General features: G+C 49.9%; 10 protein-coding genes. 3 read left to right on the forward strand and 7 right to left on the reverse strand.

What is annotated here, in order from left to right; all coding sequences use genetic code 11:
* Window positions 1-284: 284 nt before the first annotated feature.
* The gene (locus tag F0L74_RS10955) at window positions 285-917 is read right to left on the reverse strand and encodes a response regulator transcription factor (RefSeq protein WP_246197678.1); all 633 of its coding nucleotides are present in this window, start codon (window positions 915-917) and stop codon (window positions 285-287) included.
* 97 nt (window positions 918-1,014) lie between these two features.
* Window positions 1,015-4,101 (reverse strand): sensor histidine kinase, encoded by a 3,087-nt coding sequence (locus F0L74_RS10960; protein ID WP_149837907.1) that lies wholly within the window; start codon window positions 4,099-4,101, stop codon window positions 1,015-1,017.
* Between the two features lie 152 nt (window positions 4,102-4,253).
* On the opposite strand from F0L74_RS10960, the gene F0L74_RS10965 reads away from it, so the two are divergent.
* Both F0L74_RS10965 and F0L74_RS10970 read left to right on the forward strand, forming a co-directional pair.
* Window positions 4,254-5,306, forward strand: coding sequence for a YCF48-related protein (locus F0L74_RS10965; RefSeq protein ID WP_149837908.1), 1,053 nt, complete (start codon window positions 4,254-4,256; stop codon window positions 5,304-5,306).
* Window positions 5,307-5,779: 473 nt separating this feature from the next.
* Complete coding sequence (locus F0L74_RS10970; RefSeq protein WP_149837909.1) at window positions 5,780-8,173, forward strand: glycoside hydrolase family 31 protein; 2,394 nt, start codon at window positions 5,780-5,782, stop codon at window positions 8,171-8,173.
* Between the two features lie 273 nt (window positions 8,174-8,446).
* Here F0L74_RS10970 and F0L74_RS10975 read toward each other — a convergent pair whose 3' ends face one another.
* The 3 genes from F0L74_RS10975 to F0L74_RS10985 form a co-directional block, all read right to left on the reverse strand.
* Window positions 8,447-9,427 (reverse strand): aldo/keto reductase, encoded by a 981-nt coding sequence (locus F0L74_RS10975; RefSeq protein ID WP_149837910.1) that lies wholly within the window; start codon window positions 9,425-9,427, stop codon window positions 8,447-8,449.
* A gap of 26 nt (window positions 9,428-9,453) precedes the next feature.
* Complete coding sequence (locus tag F0L74_RS10980) at window positions 9,454-10,272, reverse strand: type 1 glutamine amidotransferase domain-containing protein (protein ID WP_149837911.1); 819 nt, start codon at window positions 10,270-10,272, stop codon at window positions 9,454-9,456.
* Window positions 10,273-10,385: 113 nt separating this feature from the next.
* Window positions 10,386-12,353, reverse strand: coding sequence for a sigma-54 interaction domain-containing protein (locus F0L74_RS10985; protein WP_188315959.1), 1,968 nt, complete (start codon window positions 12,351-12,353; stop codon window positions 10,386-10,388).
* A gap of 333 nt (window positions 12,354-12,686) precedes the next feature.
* On the opposite strand from F0L74_RS10985, the gene F0L74_RS10990 reads away from it, so the two are divergent.
* Window positions 12,687-13,559, forward strand: coding sequence for an AraC family transcriptional regulator (locus F0L74_RS10990; RefSeq protein ID WP_188315960.1), 873 nt, complete (start codon window positions 12,687-12,689; stop codon window positions 13,557-13,559).
* 74 nt (window positions 13,560-13,633) lie between these two features.
* Here the strand turns inward: F0L74_RS10990 and F0L74_RS10995 are convergent, their stop codons facing one another.
* Both F0L74_RS10995 and F0L74_RS11000 read right to left on the reverse strand, forming a co-directional pair.
* Window positions 13,634-17,413, reverse strand: coding sequence for a T9SS type A sorting domain-containing protein (locus F0L74_RS10995; RefSeq protein WP_149837914.1), 3,780 nt, complete (start codon window positions 17,411-17,413; stop codon window positions 13,634-13,636).
* Window positions 17,414-17,440: 27 nt separating this feature from the next.
* Entirely contained in the window at window positions 17,441-19,549 is a 2,109-nt protein-coding gene (locus F0L74_RS11000) for a fibronectin type III domain-containing protein (protein ID WP_149837915.1), read from the reverse strand.
* Between the last annotated feature and the right edge of the window lie 4 nt (window positions 19,550-19,553).

Below are 19,553 nucleotides of genomic sequence, written 5' to 3' on the forward strand. Positions count from 1 at the left end.
AGCTAAGAACTAACTATAATACCCTATACCTATGAGAACCGGTCTACTATTCAAATTGGCTTGCCTGCTCATTGCCTCTATGGTATTATTTGCGCATCTGTTGCGCAAAAACCTGGCAAAAGTACGTGTGAACAGAAAAGCAGATTAAAGCAGGTTTGCTAATCCACTACAATGTAGTCAAACAGGGAGCCGGGAGCGGCAATACAATACTATGCAATCTGTTTGCACAGACCGTGGTATGCCTCCTGACTTCCTGTTTTTATTGAAAAAAAACCAAGGTAAAGTTAGCGGTTGTAGTACTTGTTCACCGCATCGGTACGGCTTCTAACATGCAGTTTCTCATAGATATTATGCACGTGCCTTCTTACCGTTTCAATACTGATATAAAGATTGCTGGCGATCTCCTTGTACAGGAAACCTTTGGAAAGTTGGTCCAGGATCTCTTTTTCACGGGAGGTAAGCGCTTCCAGCGCCGGGTTGGGCTTAGCCTGCTTCTGGAAGTAGGCTACTACACGCCGGGCTATCTGAGAGCTCATGGGAGAGCCGCCTTCGTGCAGGTCCCGGATGGCTTCCAGCAGCTCGCCGGGAGATGTTTTTTTGAGGATATATCCGCTGGCGCCTGCTTCCAGGGCCTGAAAGATCTTATCATCATCTTCATACACGGTCAGCATCATAAATTGCATGTCGGGGAACTCTGCCTTTAAACGGGCAATACATTCAATGCCATTCATGCCTCCGGGAAGATTAAAATCCATCAGTGCTACGTTGGGTAACAAATGGGGTATCTGTTCCAGGGCGGTTTCTGCATTGTTGAAGGTACCAATACAAGCATAGCCTTCCGAACCGTTGATCAATAATTCCATAGCCGTACGGATATCATGATTGTCCTCAACAATGGCCACTGAAATAACATCCATACTATCCTGGGACTTCTTTTTGGAATACACAGTCATTATTGTAGTCTTAGCGGTTACTTACTTAACACGAAAATGTGATTATTCGAACAAAAATAGATCAATTTAATGGGATATCTAGAAAAACTATCGTCCCGTTGCGGGAGGTGATGTCTGCATGCCCGCCTACGGCCTGCATCCTTTTTTGTATGTTTTTCAATCCGTTTCCAAACAGCCGCACTTTATCCTGATCAAATCCTTTGCCATTATCCCTTATCTGTATGGTCATGTGCTGCTCCATTTTTACCTGGATCTCTACCTCTACTTCCGTAGCCTGGGCATGTTTCATTACGTTATGCAGCGACTCCTTGACTGCCAGGTAGATATTACGGCGTGTACCGCCGCTGAGCTTTATGTTGGGAATGTTTTCCGGTATGAAGAACTGGTGCGTGATATGGGCATGTTCCAAAAAGTCGGCGGCAAAACTACGCATGTAAGCGATCAGGTTTTCCAGTGAGTCGTTGGAGGAATTCATTGCCCATATAATCTCGCTCATCTTATCGACCAATTCGCCGGCTGCCTCGGAAATGCGTTCTAATTCACGGGTTTGGGACGGGTCCTGGATCTTACGTTTCGCGATCTCGCTTAAAAGACGGATAGTAGATAATCCGGAGCCCAGATCATCATGCATATCGCTCGAAATACGCGCCCGCTCCTGATCCACCGCCTGTTCTTTCTCCAGCTTCAGCTTCTCATGGCGTATTTTATAATCAAGATACAAAGTAGAAAAATAATAAGCAATGCCTAACAGCAATAACAGTAATAAAAACCTGAACCACAATGATTGCCAGAAAGGAATACGGATAACGATCTCTAGCGTAGTGGGAATCGTATTCCAGATATCATCGTTATTGGAGGCGCGTACATTAAAGGTATAAGTGCCGGGCCGCAGGTTGGTATACCGCGCCATGCGGAAGGTGCCGGCCTGCACCCAATCTTCATCCGCGCCTTCCAGTTTGTACTGCACCTTGTTTTTCAAGGGATTAGTGTATTCCAATGGTACAAACTCAATGGCGATGGTATTCTGGTTATAGGGTAATTCTATATGATGCAGCAGGGAAATGGCGGTGTCCGATTCATAAGGCCGGTCCAGCACTTCCATCCGTTTTATGACAACCTTGGGCACAAAGGGGTTATTGCGGAAATTGCGCGGGTAAAAACCGTTTACGCCGCGGATGCCGCCAAAGAACAGCTCCCCATCCACCGATTTGAAATAAGCGCCGGTATTGAATTCGTTGGACTGCAGACCATCCTCGTGATTAAAAGTGGTGATCTCGTTGGTGACCGGGTTTATCTGGGACAGGCCTTTGTTATGGCTTACCCATATGCGGTCCTTATCATCGAGCAGTACGCCGTAAAAGAAATCGTTCACCAACGCGGGAAAATCGTAGCTGTTATAATGCTGCGTTACATGGTAGGCGGTGTCCATAATGAACAGGCCCCGGCTGGTGGCTACGAGCAGGTGTTTCTGCGCGTTCTTGTTGATACTTTTTACAATGGTGCCGGCCGGCAGGGTAACGGTGCGCCAGCGCACGTTGCCTACGTCCTTTACGTACAGGTTGGCCTGGGTGCCAATGTACTGGTTACCCATATAATCTTCGTAGTAACAGTTCAGGATCTCTCCGGGAAAATGATGCACCAGCGCGGCGGTGTACTTATTATTCCCTTTTTCATCCACGCTGATGGACAGCAGGTATTCCCCATAATTAAAATATACCTCGCCGTTTACCCGCCGGAACAGGAAGGGCGCATAATTATCCAGCTGCAGTGGCAGGCCCAGGGTATCCACCACTGGCGTAAGGTTCAGGAATTTTTTGGTCTGTACGTTAAACAGGCCAAGGGAGCGGCCCTCGAAATGGATCCAGAGGTATTTATAGTTCTCCCGGCAAATGGCGTTGATGGTGTTGGCAGGGAAGGCCATATGCCCTTCGCTGTTAGAGATCCGTTCCAGGAAACGGCCGCCTTCCTCATAAATATCCAGCCCGTCGCGCAGCAGGCCTACGTAGAGCTTGCCATCGTCATGCTTGTAAATAGAGCGCACCATGTTGTGCGAGATGAAGGGGGACCGGTACAGGTTAAATACTTTTTTGTGGGGGGAATATTTTTTGATACCGTCGCCGCTGGTGCCTACCCACATATTGTCCGCCGCATCGCGGTACAAATAGCGCACGTTGTTGAGGGAGCGGGTCTCGAATGTGTTAAAGGTGGTGATATGCTGGATGATCTCGTTGCGGCGTATGCTGTAGATAAGCACCCCATCGCTACCGCCTATCCATACATTGCGGTTATGGTCCAGCTCCATCACAGCCGGCTCAAAGGCCTCGCCTTTATCGTCATACTCTGTATAGGTGAGATCCGTGAATTTATGTTCTTTTTTATTGAACATGAGAATATGCCCGCTGCAGGCAATGATCATGGAGTCTGCATTGAGGTTGCGCATCACCGGGGCATCGTCTATGCCCGGCAGGCAGTAGGTGGAGAGACGCAGGGTTTGGGTATTCATGGCCAGCAGCTCCCCCGGCTCAAAGTTCATCCAGATCTGGTTCCCGTCCTTGAGGATATCCCGTGGCACCAGGCCGCGGGCGGTAAACTGCGGCGGGTACAGGATCACGCGTTTAATGGCGTAGCTATGGTTATCAAGTACATAGAGCCCTTTAAGGGGGCGCCAGATCCATAGCTGGTGGGCGGCGGTATCCTCGCCCAGGATCTTATATTTAATACTACGGTCCCGTTCGCGCTCATTGAGGTTGGAAGTGTCTTCCAGCACTACCCTGAACGTGTTACGATAGGGATCGTAGAGGCTGATACCATTATTGTGTGAGAGCAGGAGCTGTCCGCGGCTATTTTTGTAAAAAGCGTAGCCTTTATATCCTTTCAGGTCAAAGCGGTTAATAACGGCCCGGGCGCCGCTGGAGCTGTTGGCTACCAGGTTGCCTTTGCCTACGCCGGCCCTGTTCTGCTCGCTGGTCTTATAGCGGTATTCGTTGAATACGTAGCCGTCAAAGCGGTTCACGCCATCGCGGTTAGCGATCCACATAAACCCCTGGTCATCCTGGATGATGTCGTTGACTACGCTTTGGGAAAGGCCTTCGTTTACGCTGTAGGAATCAAAAATATACCGTCCCTCTTGTGCAAACAGGGTGTTCATTGCGAAAATCAATAGTCCAAGCAGCTGCAGTTTTTTTATCTGGGATGGTAAATGACGCACTTATGCCGGTTAGTTGTTTGCAAATATATAAATCTGCATCACACTTTTGAATGATTTTGTATTTTTCTTGCTCACTAACATCCTGTAAATAAATGTTCAAGATTACCTGTTGCTATCTTATATTATGCTGTTGCGCCGCCCTGGGTGTATATGGCCAGTCCTCCCCCACCCTGGAGCTGCTGGTCCGGGGGCCTATAAAAAGTATCCGGGGCATGAGCGTGGTGAGCGACCAGGTGATCTGGGTATCCGGCACGGACGGTATGGTGGGCAAAAGCACGGATGGTGGCCGGCAGTGGCAATGGTTACGGGTAAAGGGGTGTGATAGCTGCGACTGGCGCAGCCTGGCCGCTTTTAATGAGCGGGAGGCCGTGGTGATCAATGCCGGGGCGCCGGCGTACGTGTTCCATACCGCTAACGGCGGCCAAACCTGGGAAAAGGTATATTATAATAATACAAAGGGGATCTTTTTTGATGGGGTGCTTTTCCGGCGCGCTAAGGAAGGGTCTGCTATTCCCCCAAAAGAGGGATTGGCCATTGGCGACCCGCTGAACGGCCGCTTTACCATGCTGGTCACTCATAACGGCGGGCTTAAATGGGATACCCTCCCTCCTGCCCGGCGGCCCAAAGCCCTTACCGGCGAGGCTATTTTTGCCGCCAGCGGCACCAGTTTGCAACCCCTGGGCCAGCAGGCCTGTTTTGTGACAGGGGGCGATACCGCCCGTTTTTTCCACCTTACGGACAAAGGCTGGCAGGCGTTTGCGCTGCCCATTCTGCAGGGTAAGGCCAGCACCGGCGCTTTTTCTGTGGCCTTTAAAAATGGCGGCGTGCATGGCGTGGTAGTAGGCGGCGATTACAGTAATGATACCCTACGGCAACAGCACTGCCTGTTTACGCTGGACAGCGGCCGCACCTGGCATGCGCCTATCCAGCCTCCGGGCGGCTACCGCTCCTGCGTAGCCTGGGTAGGCCAACGCACCCTGGTGGCCACCGGCCCTTCCGGCACCGATATATCTACGGATGATGGCCAACACTGGACGCCGCTGAGCAAGGAAGGGTTTCATGTGGTACAGGTATCGCCCAATGGCAAAGGGATATTCCTGGCCGGGAGTAACGGCCGTATAACACGTTTAAATATTAGTCAGTAGCAGAAACTACTTTAATTAGTAATGGCAACCTATCCCTGAAAGCAGTACAAAACCGGAATAACCACACAATGGCATAAAACGTGCAGTTCAGGCAACAGCAGCTACCCCGCATTTCGTGGTAGGGTGTAACGTTTACATGCAGTTGCAGTAACGTTTATATGCAGTAACGAAGCAATAACACCCAAGTTGGATAACAATTTGAAAAAAGCGATGCAATTTCACGGCATAAAAAAAGCGCGCCTGTAAAAAAGCGCGCCGTAGGACAAATAGGTTAAAGCAAAAAAGTACGTTTATAATAAAGTTACCGGTTATTTAATATTTTTCGCGGCCGATTTAGCCAATACATCGATTTAACAGGTGAACGACGGGTTAATCATGTCAAACGCAGAAAACAAGGTCTTCACATGATTTTTTTTTAATTTAGATGAGTGGTCGGGCTAATGATAGCGGATTGGATTTTTTAAAAGCAAACTATGCAAGTAACAAGTTCGTCGGGTAAGTATTCTGTAAAACACTATCCTGACAGCGTCAGGAAATGGCAAAAAGAAGGCAATTTCTTTTATTTCTATACAACGGAAACCATACTGGAGATAAGGATCATTTCTGATAAGATTGTGCGGTTCCGCTATGCGGCCGATGGTAAGTTCCAACGCGATTTTTCCTATGCTACCAGCGACCGGCTGGAAGAGTCCCCCATCAATTTTGGCATACGGGAGTTTGAAGAGGTATTTGAGATCTACACGGACGCTATCCGTATATGGGTAGCCCGCGATAACCTGCGCCTGACCATTACGGATATAGAGGGGCGTATCATTAACCAGGATGAGCTGGGCTTTCACTGGCAGCATTACCTGCTCAAGGGCGGTAAGATCGTTTACTGCAGCAAAACCATCCAGGAAGGCGAGTGCTTTTATGGCCTGGGCGATAAACCCACGGACCTGAACCTGCGCGGCAAACGCCTGGAGAACTATGGTACGGACGCTTATGGTTTCCAGAAAGATACCGATCCCCTGTACCGCAATATTCCTTTTTACTACGGGCTGCACCATGGCATAGGCTATGGCATCTTCTTCGATAATACGTTCCGTACCCTGTTTGATTTTGGGCATGAGCGGGAGGAAGTATCCAGTTTTTGGGCCAGGGGCGGCGAAATGAACTATTATTTTATCTATGGTCCGCAGCTGATGCAGGTAGCGGAGGCCTACACCAAAATAACCGGTACGGCAGAACTGCCGCCGCTATGGGCTTTGGGCTATCAGCAATGCCGCTGGAGCTATTACCCGGAAAAACGGGTACGCGAGATAGCGGCCGAGTTCCGCAAACGCCGGATCCCCTGTGACGTGATCCACCTGGATATTGATTATATGGATGGTTTCCGCTGTTTTACCTGGAACAAGGAGTATTTCCCAGATCCGCAGCAGATGATCAAAGACCTCTCTGACGATGGTTTTAAGATCGTGGTGATCATTGATCCCGGCATTAAAGCAGACCCGGATTACGAGATCTATAAACAGGGCATGGAAGAGGATTACTTCTGTAAACGCGCGGATGGCGCGCTGATGGAAGGCGATGTATGGCCGGGCAAATGCGTGTTCCCGGACTATACAGACCCGCGGGTACGCGAATGGTGGAGCAGCCTGTTTAAAGGACTGCTGGACACCGGCGTAAGAGGGGTCTGGAATGATATGAACGAACCGGCCGTATTTGAGATGGGCACTTTCCCGGAAGATGTACGGCATGATTATGATGGCGAAGACGTGAGCCACCGTAAGGCGCATAATATATACGGGCATTTGATGAGCAAGGCTACGGCAGCAGGCCTCAAGAAATACCTGATGCCTAACCGCCCGTTTGTGATCACCCGCTCCGCCTACGCCGGCGCCCAACGCTGGGCCTCTGTGTGGACAGGCGATAACGTATCTGAATGGGATCATCTGTGGCTGGCCAGCATACAATGCCAGCGCTTATCCGTATCTGGTATTTCCTTTGCCGGCAGTGATATAGGCGGTTTTATTGGCGAACCGGACGGAGAGCTGTATACCCGCTGGGTACAGCTGGCCGCTTTTCACCCGCTGATGCGCACCCACTCCGCCAGCAATGAAACCGGCTTTAACCAGGAGCCCTGGAGCTTTGGCAGCAAATACGAGTTTGTGGCCAAACGTTTTATACAGCTACGTTACCGCCTGCTGCCCTACCTGTATACCACCTTCTGGCAATACAGCTTTAATGGTACGCCCATGCTGCGCCCCCTGGCCTTTGTGGCCCAGCAGGATGCGCAGACCTATAACCGCTCCCATGAGTTCATGCTGGGCGATGCCCTGCTGATCAGCCATGTGGATACGCCGGGCTCCACGGAGAAAGAGGTATACCTGCCAGCCGGCCAATGGTATTATTTCTTTAGCGATAAACTCTTTGAAGGCGGACAGGTAGTGAAGATACCCACGCCGCTGGAAGAGATGCCGCTGTTTGTAAAAGCAGGCGCCGTAGTGCCCAACTATCCCGCCATCCAGTATGTGGATGAGAAGCAGATTGACGAAATGATCCTGAATGTTTATTACAGTGATCAATCTACGCCCAGTATGCTGTATGAAGACGCCGGCGACCACTATGGTTATAAAAACGGGCAGTATAATATCATCAACTTTAAGCAGGTATCTGATAAGCAGCAGTTCCGTCTGAAGAAGAAGTTCTCCGGGCAGTACGAGGCCAGTTATAAGAAACACCGGGTATTGGTGCATGGCCTGCCGTTTAAGCCTACGGAGTATATAGTGGATGGCAAAGCGTATAAGCTTAATAACCGCAATTTTGCTGTAGGCGTGGTGAAAGTAGCTGTGGAAAGGAATTTCGAAGAGCTGATCATCCGTTAAGGATAAGTTTGTATATAAAGGAAAGTCGTTAGTAATTTTTGATACAATGCCCCCGCATTATCAGTATTACTAACGACTATTTTTTTTCCTCAAGCAAAAAAAAGGGCACTAACAGATGGAGATCTTGAGTGCCTTTTCATAACCTATGCCAACTTTAGAGTTTACTCCAAAAGTAAAGCAGTTCGTTATACAGGCAAAGGGGCCAGACAAAATGAATAAAATGAACGGCCTGAATGAAGTGAATGAAGTTGTTAGGAAACCAAACAAATCCATTTAGTTATTCGCCATTCGTTCATGCTGCTCCGTATACCTGGCGCCGGTATCCGGGTATTTTGCCAATAGTTCTTCAATCGTTTGCAAATCGTCTGCGCTTAGTGCTATATCTACTGCGGCCGCGTTTTCCTTCAGGTATTTGGTCTTTTTTGTACCGGGGATAGGTATAATATGTTCGCCCTGGCTTAACACCCAGGCCAGCGCTATCTGTGCCGGCGTTACCTGCTTTGCTGCGGCCAGCGCGGCAAAACCGGCTGCCAGCTTCCTGTTATTCTCCGCATATTTTTCCTGGTAGCGGGGCAATGTTCTTCGGAAATCGTTATCTGCCAGTGCGCTTACATCCAGGGTATTGGTGACCAGTCCGCGGGCCAGCGGGCTAAAGGGAATAAAGGATATGCCCAATTGCCTGGTGAGCGGCAGGATCTCTGTTTCTACGTTCCGTGTCAACAGCGAATACTCGCTTTGCAGCGCCGCAATGGGATGCACGGCATGCGCTTTTTTAAGTGATGCAGCAGAAGCCTCTGATAAACCAAGATACCTGACCTTACCTTGTTTTACCAGTTCCGCCATAGCGCCCACGGTTTCTTCGATGGGCACATCCGGATCTACACGATGCGCATAATACAGATCGATATGATCTACCCGCAGGCGCCGCAGGCTTTGCTCCACCGCCGTTTTGATGTACGCGGGAGATGCATCAAAGGAATTTGCCTTCCCATCATCCCAGCGGAAGCCAAATTTGGTGGCAATAAAGATCTTATCCCGGTTGGGGACCAATACTTCTGACACCAGTTTCTCATTTTCGCCTTTTGCGTAGATATCAGCCGTATCCCAGAAATTAATGCCTAAGTCAATAGCGAGGTTCAGCGTAGCTATTGATTCTTTATCATCGGGCTCACCATAGGCATGGTTCATGCCCATAGTACCCAGTCCTATAGCGGATAATTGTTCGTTGGTATTACCCAGTTTTCTATATTTCATTGTTTATTTATTAAAAGATAAATTTCTTACACTTCAACAGTGGCGCTGATCTCATCCAACGCTTTTACAAAAAGCCTGGCCAGCTCGGGCGCGGTAGGCGGGTTCTGACCGGTGATCAATTCACGGTCAACTACGGCGTGCGGTTTGAAGATACCGCCTTCCGCAAACTCCAGTTTTCCCCCGGCAATGGTTAAAGCATCGGCTACGTAGAACGGCGCCAAACGGTCTTTAAATACGTTCTTTTCCGCGTAATGTTCTTCATCGTTGGAGAACACCGTCATGCGGTAGCCTGCATACTGCCAACCTGCGGACGCTTTTTTTGCAGCCGCTGTATCGCCTGCTACCATCGCAGCACGGAAGGCGGCGGCATCCCGCACGGAGCAGGCAATGGATATGGGGCCATGACAAAGGAATGCAGATGGTTTGGCATTTGTATGGAAATGCCCCAGGATGGCGCCCAGGTATGGGTCCTGCATCAGATCTACCATGGGCGGATGCCCTCCCGGTACAAATACGCCTATATATTCGTCCAGCCCGCCTTCTACCAGCGAACGAAGCGATACCGGGTTTTGCATAGCCGGGTATTTCTCTACAAATTCAAGCGCTTTGTTCAGCGCTTCTTCGCTGTTGCCGAAATGCGCAGCAATGGCGGATGATCTGTCCAGCACCGGTTTATTGCCTTTGGGAGTTGCGAGTACGATCTCATAACCGGCGGCCACCACCGCCTGCATGGGGATGGTAAGCTCATTCAGATAAAAACCTATACGGTCTGTGCTACCATCTTTTAGAATAATGGTATCCACACTTGATGCTACCAGGATAACGGTACCTTTGGATCTTTTCATGGCTGGTGTTTTTGACGTGAAAAATCTGGAATCTATTATCACATCAAAATTAGGAGGAATGGCGCCAGGCGATTGTATCAATATCAAATGCGGTATTATGAATATCAAACATGCTATTTAAAGTGTTCCTTTCTGATGCCCAGCCGTTTCATTTTTGAGCTCAAGGTGCTGTTGGGAACGCCTAACCGCTGCGCCGCGCCGCCTTCTCCCGTGATCTTGCCTTTGCAGTAGATCAATGTGTTGAGGATATGTTCCCGTTCATTTTCATCAATCGTTTTCAGGGAAAAGTATACCTGGGCAGGCTGGCTGACGTTCTGTTGCCTGGGGGATGGCAGGGGTATATCTGTGATCGTATCCCCGGTTGTGAGCAGTATACTTCTTTCTACCAGGTGCTCTAGTTCCCGGATGTTTCCCGGCCAGCTGTATTGCAGCAGTTCCTGTAATTTACTATGGCTGATCTTATTGATCTGCTTCCCTAATTTTTTGGAAAAGCGTTGCATAAAATGAGCGGCCAACACGGGAATATCTTCTGTGCGTGACCGGAGCGGCGGGAGGCAGATGGGGAAAATATTCAACCGGTAATACAGGTCGTTCCTGAACCGGCCTTCTGCTACTTCTTTCTCAATGTCGCGGTTAGTAGCGGCAATGATCCGTACATCTACTTTAATGGTAGTTTTTCCGCCAATACGCTCAATCTCTTTTTCCTGCAGGGCGCGGAGCAGTTTTACCTGCAGTTCCGGCGGCAGCTCCCCTATCTCATCTAAAAACAGTGTGCCATGGTTGGCTAATTCAAATTTACCGATCCTGCGCTCTATAGCTCCGGTAAAGCTACCCCGCTCATGTCCGAAAAGCTCGCTTTCTACCAGGTGTACCGGTAAGGTGGCGCAATTAACCTTTACCATTATCCTCTCTTTCCTGGATGAGTTATTATGTATAGCGCGGGCAATGAGCTCTTTGCCGGTGCCTGTTTCGCCCAGGATCAGGACGGTGCTGTCTGTGCCGGCCACTTTTGATACCAGGCGGAAAACCTTTTGCATTTCCGGTCCGTTACCAATGATCTCTGCATAGTTATGGGTTGTTCCGATCTCTTCTTCCAGGTATATTTTCTTTTCTTCCAATTGCTGTTTATAACGTTTGATGAGATCGTGAATGTTCGCAATATCATCGCTCATCCGCAGTAATAACCTGCCTTCTTCTTCCTTGGCGGCAATGGCTTCATTAGCCTTTATATTCTCTACCGCAATGGACAGCTGGACCGAGATCTTCCTGATCAGCTGCAGCTGTCCGCTGCTCATGTGCTGGCCATCTACCTGGCATATGCACCACAGGCCTATCATCCTGTCCCTTACATGCAACCCCACCATAAACACCATCCTGACGCCGCTATCATAGAGGATCTGGAAGTATTCCGGCATATTGCCCCTGGCATGCTGCTGCCGCAGATCAAACACCTGGGGATCTTTGGATAAGATCACTTTATTAAAAACACCATCATTAAGCGGGTATTTTGCTGCTACGGATTGTTTGTATTTTGGGTGCTCATCCGCCCAGGACTGCGTATCCTGCAGAAAGGAGCTCAGTGTTAATTTATCATCGTTGATCACCGCTACAAACTGATCGCTGAAATCGAATAAGTTCTTTAACTTAAAATGGATGACTTTCAGCAGGTCCTGTTTTTGGCGTATGGTTGCAAAATCAATATTCAGGGATTGGATGATATCGTTTTCCTTTTCGCGGTCCAGCATCTCCTCGTAGTCTATACTGTTCGTTAAGGTGGCGGCTATTAATTCCGCAAACCCGGGCAGGCTTTCCAGGCAGGTTTCGCTTACTGTTTCCTGCGCGCCGTATAAGAGGATCCAGCGGCCTATGAATTTTTCACCATTCAACAGGTCCAGCTGCAGCGGCTTCCATTTTTTGCTGTCTGCGGGATGAAGCAGGTAAGGGTTGATGGAGGAGGTTGTAGCCGCTGCCGAACGGGCAAAAGGATGATGCTGCAGATCTGAAAAATAGTTATACAGCGTTGTTTTATTTGTACCGGGTAAAAATATGGTGGTATACGTATAACCGAGCAAGCGTTTCAAACGGTCATTCAGCAACTGAAAAAGTTGTTTTGCAGACCGGACCCGTAAGCATGCTACATTTAAGTTGTTGGCGTCATGACAGATCATAAGCCACTATTCACTAATTAAATTTAACATTTATCCACCGGATCTGATCATCTGTACAGGTACTGTTTTACGATATATCGGCGGCATTGTCGTAAAAAAAACGATATATCGATGGCCATCCGCTGCGGACGAGTTATAAGCCATTGATATACAACTATTTGAAAACCGGCATGATATTCTGATATGCATCCAGGGCGCGGGGGGCTGGCCGCCTTCCCCGGTAGCATACACTTTAAATTTATCATCATGTCAATAAAAAAAGTAATGCTTGTTACCGGCGCGGGGGATTCCTGGACCTGTAAAACGTTTTTCAGCAGCGGTGGTATGCAGGAAAGTTATTTGTCGCCTAACCGGCGGGAGTTTTACCAGATCATGCTTGTGACAGGCGGCGCCGGCAGGTTAACCATAGGCGGCAATACTTATTCTATTAAGCGGCCAGTGATGTTATTTGTACGCCCTCATGAAATTATCTCCTGGAAAAATCTATCCATACAAGCAGGGGCGCATTATGCGCTGTTTAAAAAAGCCTTTATGATCCGGTATCCGCAGTTTAAAGCCATGCTGGATACATCCGGTCTGTTCCGGGACCGGCAAAAAACGGTGATCTGTTTAAATAACAGCAGATTGCGTACCTGCTGCCGGTATTTTGAAAAGATGGAGGCGGAGGACCGGTCCGGCAATGTTTACCGGGAGGATATTATACAGGCACTGCTACAGCTACTGGTAGTGGAAAGCATACAGGCCGCCCGTTTTCTTACGCCGGGGACTGCCGTTCCGGATCCGCCCATCTGCCAGTTCTTTGAGCTTCTGGAAAAAGAGACTGCCGGCATCAGCTTTACTAATCCCATCCGGATCCGGACGGCCAAGGAGTTTGCGAATAACCTGCATATACATCCCAACTACCTGAACCGGCTGTCGAAAAAACAGACTGGTCAAAGCGTAAGCACGCATATCCGTAACAGGTTGCTGGAAGAGGCAAAAATGCTGTTATTACAAACCAACTGGCCCCTGCAGGATATTGCCTATAGTATAGGTTTTTCTGAACAATCCAATTTTCAGCTTTTTTTCAAAAAGAATACGGGGTTTACTCCCGCGGGGTTCCGGCGAGGCTTTAACTAAACTGCTATAAAAAGTTAGTGGTTAGTAACGCTCTCCGTTACTAACCACTAAAACAAATAGCTAACTTATATTTTTTACAGTATCATCACCTTCAACGCCTTTCTCTCCTTAGCTGTTTCCAGCAGCAACACATACACGCCGGCGGGCAGGTTGGGTATGTTAAACGCTTCCGTATTTACGGTTGACTGGCTTAGCTGGGAACGTTTTTCGTATACTGTTTTATTACGCGTAATATCCACGAAACGGTAGTTCACAGGCGCGTCCACCGTTACTTCCACATCTACATAAAACTGGCCGTTGTTGGGGTTGGGGCGCACTACGGTACGTTTGAACAGGCTTTCAAATTCCGTATCCAGGCCGGGCAGGGCTACGGTATCTATCACGATCAGGTCTTTTGCCATATAAGCGGTACAGTCGCCTCGGTAGGCGGTCATACCAACGGTATACTGCCCGCTGTTGGGGAAGCTAAGCTCTACTACGCTGCTATCTTCGCTGGTGATCACGGCGCCTTTGGGCAGGTTCCATTTTACGCTGTCTGCCCTGGGGAAGCTTACATTAGCCACGATAATGGATTCGCCTTTATAGGCCTGTGTGCTCACCAGGAAGCTGGCATTGATCTCACGGTCGTCTGTTTTGATAATAGCCGTATCGCGGGCAATACAACCCGGCTGGCTGGCTACTTTTACCCAATAGTCGCCGGCTTTGGTGACTGTTACGGCCGGGGTGCTGGCGGTAAAACCGTTGTTGCTGGTCCATTCGTAGGTGTAGCCTTCCGCAATGGTAGCATCGAGGATATACTCCTGGTCTACGCAGAGGGTCTTATCCGCGCCAATGCTTACCGTTAAAGGCGGCGGCGCTACCAGGTTAAATTCCTGTGTTAGCTTACAGCCGCTTTTATCCTGCAGGGTTATTTTGTAATACCCGGCAGGCAGGTTATTAATACTGGAAGTAAGCGCACCTGTATTCCAGGTATAGCGGTATGGCAGGCGGCCGCCGGTGGTGGTCAATGTAATAGCGCCATCAGTATAACCATCGCAGGTAGGATCTTTTACCTGGCTGCTGATGGTAAGCGCATTAGGCACGTTCACTATGGCGCTGCCTTTGATGATACAGCCATTAGCGTCCGTTACCTGCAACAGGTAAGTGCCGCCGATGATACCCTGCTGGTTGGGCGTGGTAGCGCCATTGCTCCAGAGATAGCTGTAAGGGGTTACACCGCCACCAGCCACTGAGCCAACGGTACCATCTTTTGCGCCACTGCAGCTTATTTCGCTGCCGGTGGTTGATAGGGTAAGGGCTGTAGGCTGTTTGATGGTATATGTCAGCCGCAGCTGTACACCGCTCTTGTCCGTAACCGTTACGCCGTAGTCGCCGGCTTTCAGGCCGGTGCGCACGGAGTCTGTAGCGCCATCGTCCCAGGCATACCGGTAAGCGCGCACGCCCCCGTTAACATGGGCATAGAGTTTACCGGTAGCAGCATCGTTACACAATACGCGGGCGGTCTCCTCTATAGCGCCGGTAAGCGGGTCCGGTTGTTTGATGATATAGCTTTGCTTTAAGGTACAGTTGTTCTTATCTGTGAGCAATACTTCGTAGGTACCGTCTCCCAGACCGTTAATATCTTCTGTTACGGGACCGTTGCTCCATTTGTAAACATAAGGCGTAGTACCGCCCTGTGGCGTAATATCAATGCGGCCGTCTGCCAGCTGGTAGCGGGTGGGCAGCACTACATCTGCCTGTATGGTCAAGGGCTCCGGCTGGGTAACGGTGGTATCGGCTGTAGTGGTACAACCGTGGCCGTCTGTTACTGTTACATTGTAAGCGCCTGCCACCAGGTTGTCCAGGTGGTCTGCGGTGCCGGCAGTATTCCATGCATAAGCATAAGGCACGGTACCGCCATCTACGGTGGATGTTATGCTGCCGTTTGCATCGCCATTACACAATGCGGCCAGCGGCAATAAGGTAGCCGTCAGTATGTCCGGCTCGTTGAGATCGTAGGGAACGGATTTAGAGATATTATTTTCGTCTGTTACCGTTATTGTATAACGGTTCTTTCCTAAACCGGTGATCGTGGTGGTTGTTTTGTTATTGGACCAGCGGTAACTTAATACCCCTATGCCGCCGTGGGCGGTAGCTTTAAGCGCACCATCCTGCCGGCCGTTACAACTGATGGGTGTTTCTTCCAGATCGATCGCAATAGAATCCGGCTCTACCAGCGGCACTTTAGCCTCCTGCTGGCAACCGTTGGCATCTGTTGCCACCAGTTTGAACTCGCCGCCACCTAAGCCGGTAAGATCCTCTGTGGTAGCGCCATTGCTCCATGCATAGGTATAGGGCGGGGTACCATTGGAAACACTGGTATTGATGAAACCATCATTGGTACCATATCCTTTAGGATCCAGGAACCCATCCACCGTTATCTTCAGCGGCGCTGTGGGCGCCGTGATGGTTACCGGTTGTGAGCTGGGGCTGGTACAGCCGTAGCTATCGCGGATCTTGATAGTATAGTTGCCTGCGGTAAGGTTACGGAATACATTATCACCAGACTGCCAGGTAACGCCATCATCTTTTGAGTATTCATATTGGGTCACATCCCCATTACCCTGGCCGCCTGCCGGCGTAACGGTAATGCTGCCCCCGTTGCCGTTAAAGCACAATACTTTCTGCGGAACAATATCGGCGATCGTTACCGGCGTTGGGGCTGTTACGGTGAAGGGATAAAAAGTGGCAGCACAGGCTGTCTGACCGTTATTCTTCCCTTCTACTGATAACAGGTAGTTACCAGGCGCCATTGCTTTTACATTACTCCAGGTAAGGGTGTTACCGGGCAGGGAAGTGATGGTGGTATTACCGTTGGCATCCGCATACTGATCAAATACATCCTTGTTGCCATTACCCAGGTCGCGGAAGATAGTCAGCGCGTTGATGGTTTCAATTGAATTCAGGTCCCGGTCAAAATTTATCGTTACCCCGGTGGCCTGATCATAGGAACATCTGGGCTGCACAGCCGATACGTTGACAGGTTTTGGCAATGCGGGCAGGAAGTAATAGGCCAGGATATTGGAGCCTTCATCCGGCCCCAGCGTATAGATAGGGCCCCTTAATTCTCCGTTGATCCCTGAATACTGGGAATCGTACCCGTACCCTACTGATGGCGCGGCGCGGAACTCAATCCTTTCATACAGGTGGTTCTTGTAATTACCGCCAAAGATATCCTGCGGGGTAACGTCTAACAGGTTGCCCTGGTACTGAATACCGTTAGCCGCGTTTACAAGCGGCGAAAAATCGCCCACGCCACCCAGCCGGTATTGCCAAAAGCCATTGGGGCTGAAGGTGGAACCACCGTTATAGGCCACTTTCAGCCGCAAGTGGCCATCCTCACAATATTTATCATCAATGGGATTTGTGCGTTCCGGGTTAGTGATCTGCATGGTGTTAAATACCCGTATAGAAAACCAGAGTATTTTGGAGTAGTCACCATTAAAGTTATCGCCGCTATAGGTACCGGTACGGTCATACGAGTAGGCGGTATTACCATCTACCGGGAAATAATAGCTTATGTTATTTCTGCCGTTATCCGTGGCCACATCCATGCGTATAGTATGTACGCTGCTGTTGCGGTATTCTACGCCGGAAAAGAACTGGCGGGAGTTACTTTTTACCACCTGGTTGAACAGCACTATTTCAGAGTTATCCCAGTTCACCTGGACGATCTTTACCGTCCAGCGGATTTCCGGCGTGCGTAACGGCACGCGTACCTGCCACCTGATGGCATACGGATTGTTGGGGGCCTGCGCCATTACAAACTGGCTACAGGCTAACAATATGATAACAAACAGTAGACCTCTTTTCATAAGTTTATAATTTCAATAAAGGGATCATTAATAATTTACCTGCACCATTTCAGAAAACTTGCTCTGGCGGCCGGTTTGCAGTACTGCTTTTATCGTGTACCGGTAACCGGTGTTAACGTGCAGTTGTTTATCGGTATAACTATCATGGGTGGCGTCCAGCGTCTGCAACAGGGTCAGCGGACCATCGCCCTCCGCACGGTACAACCAATACTGGTTTACGCCGGGCTGGGTAAATAACCAGCTTACTACAATCTCTTTCTCCTCCCGGTCCACCGCGGTCTTTAACACCGGTACCGGCATATTAGCCGCATCAGTAGGCACGGTAACGGTAAGGGGATTAGCGTTGGGTGATACCAGCCCGCTGCCGTCTATAGATTGTACCGTGTACTGGTACGCCACATCACGGTGGGGCGGCGTTTCCACCAGGCTATCCTGCTCAAGACCGGTATTATCATAGACCTTCAGCACCTGCCATACCGCCAGGGGATTGCTGTTTTCCTTACGCAGCACCTGGTATTTCACCACATCTTTTTCATAGCTGTTGATCCAGATCAGCTTTACCTGGCCATTCTTTATCTCATAGGCAGTAATTACGGGCGAGGTAGGCGGCACCAGGTCCGGCTTCTGCAGCTCGAGTATGGCAGAGAAAGCGGATTGGTTATAGCGCTGATCTACAGATTTGATCTTATAATACATTTTGCTGTTCAGGGATTTGATATCTATGGTATCCCTGAAAATGGTGTCTGCCGCCGGCGATTCCGTGAGCTGTACAAACTCCGCATCTGCGCGGCCAGCGCGGAAAACACGGTACCCCATCAGGTCCGGCTCTTTATTGGCCGGCCAGTGGATGGTTACATGGCCCATAGAATCTATCCGGCCCTGCAGGCCGCCAGGTATGGCGGGTGGTATGCTATCCTCCGGTTGCACCAGCACCGGGAAGGAGGCCGTTGCGGTACCGTTACGGCCTATGGCCACTACCGCCATATAGTTGGATGGCAGCAATGGTTTTTCCAATAGCCATTGCCGTTGCTGCGCCGGTATATTACGCTGCAACGTATCAAAAGGCCCTTTTGCGCTGGGCGCGCGGACAATGCTGAAACCAGTGATCAGCTCATTACCGGCAGCGGGAAACTCCCAGGCAAAGTCCACTTTATTTTCCTTGCTTATTTCGTACTTCGTGATCTTAGGATTATAAGGCAGCGAAGGCAGGCCCTGGCCTTTTACCGTGTCAGAGGGTGGCCCCATCTCTCCAAAAGCATCTACCCCCCTTACGCGGTAGAGGTAGGTGGTATAATTGGCTGCAATACTATCCGCATAATAGATACGGGTAGGGCCGCCGGAATCGCGCTCATTCACATTCACCAGCAGCTCTTTGTTAAGTCGTTCAAACTGCATATTGGTAGCGGCGGAGGCGCGCTCCAGGATGTAGCCGTTATATACTTCTTTGAGCAGGGTGTAGTTCCAGCTCAGCATCACGGCCTTATCGTTAAAGATAGCGCCCAGGTCCAGCGGGCGTGGTAAAGGCTGCGCATCTTGCAGGCCTACGTAAACCACGCCGGTATCTGTTTTCATTTTGGCGGCTGGTATATTGGTATATACACGGTACAGGTATTTTTCTCCGGGTTGTACAGTCTTATCCATAAACCCCAGGCCGGCAAACTGCGCTACGGACCAGGAACGGTCGCAGGCAAAAAGGGCATAGGAAAACCGCTGCTCCAGCTCTGTGGCCCTGTTCACAATGTCCATCATGGCGCCACCCTGTTGTACCTCTGCTTTAAAGGTTTCGCCATAGATGGCCTGCGCTACGATAGCGCCATAGTCGCTGGTATCTACCATGCGTTGCCAGGCGGCCAGGGGGCGTGGCTTCAAGGGCGCGGTGGTCAGCACCTGTTTCTCCGGCCGGTCCAGCACCTGTCCGTCGCGAACGATGGTATACCGTTCGATCGTATACCCATATATGTTAGCATACTTCCAGGACAAGGGACTGCTGGCAGCCCAGCGTAACCATACAGCCCCATCTTTGGGTTTGGCTATCACTTTCACCGCCGGGCCGTTACCGGCTTTTTGCTGTGCCAGGGCCCAGCTGCCGGTAAAGATCAAACCTATCGTTATTAAATATCTCAGCGCTTTACACATAAAC

Source organism: Chitinophaga agrisoli (genome assembly GCF_008386695.1).
Classification (GTDB): domain Bacteria; phylum Bacteroidota; class Bacteroidia; order Chitinophagales; family Chitinophagaceae; genus Chitinophaga; species Chitinophaga agrisoli.

Excerpts from the sequence above, each read along its gene's own strand:
- F0L74_RS10960 (WP_149837907.1), bottom strand. The coding sequence starts at position 4,101 with ATGAACACCCTGTTTGCACAAGAGGGACGGTATATTTTTGATTCCTAC.
- F0L74_RS10990 (WP_188315960.1), top strand. The coding sequence starts at position 12,687 with ATGTCAATAAAAAAAGTAATGCTTGTTACCGGCGCGGGGGATTCCTGG.
- F0L74_RS10975 (WP_149837910.1), bottom strand. The coding sequence starts at position 9,427 with ATGAAATATAGAAAACTGGGTAATACCAACGAACAATTATCCGCTATA.
- F0L74_RS10955 (WP_246197678.1), bottom strand. The coding sequence starts at position 917 with ATGGATGTTATTTCAGTGGCCATTGTTGAGGACAATCATGATATCCGT.
- F0L74_RS10965 (WP_149837908.1), top strand. The coding sequence starts at position 4,254 with ATGTTCAAGATTACCTGTTGCTATCTTATATTATGCTGTTGCGCCGCC.
- F0L74_RS10970 (WP_149837909.1), top strand. The coding sequence starts at position 5,780 with ATGCAAGTAACAAGTTCGTCGGGTAAGTATTCTGTAAAACACTATCCT.
- F0L74_RS11000 (WP_149837915.1), bottom strand. The coding sequence starts at position 19,549 with ATGTGTAAAGCGCTGAGATATTTAATAACGATAGGTTTGATCTTTACC.
- F0L74_RS10995 (WP_149837914.1), bottom strand. The coding sequence starts at position 17,413 with ATGAAAAGAGGTCTACTGTTTGTTATCATATTGTTAGCCTGTAGCCAG.
- F0L74_RS10980 (WP_149837911.1), bottom strand. The coding sequence starts at position 10,272 with ATGAAAAGATCCAAAGGTACCGTTATCCTGGTAGCATCAAGTGTGGAT.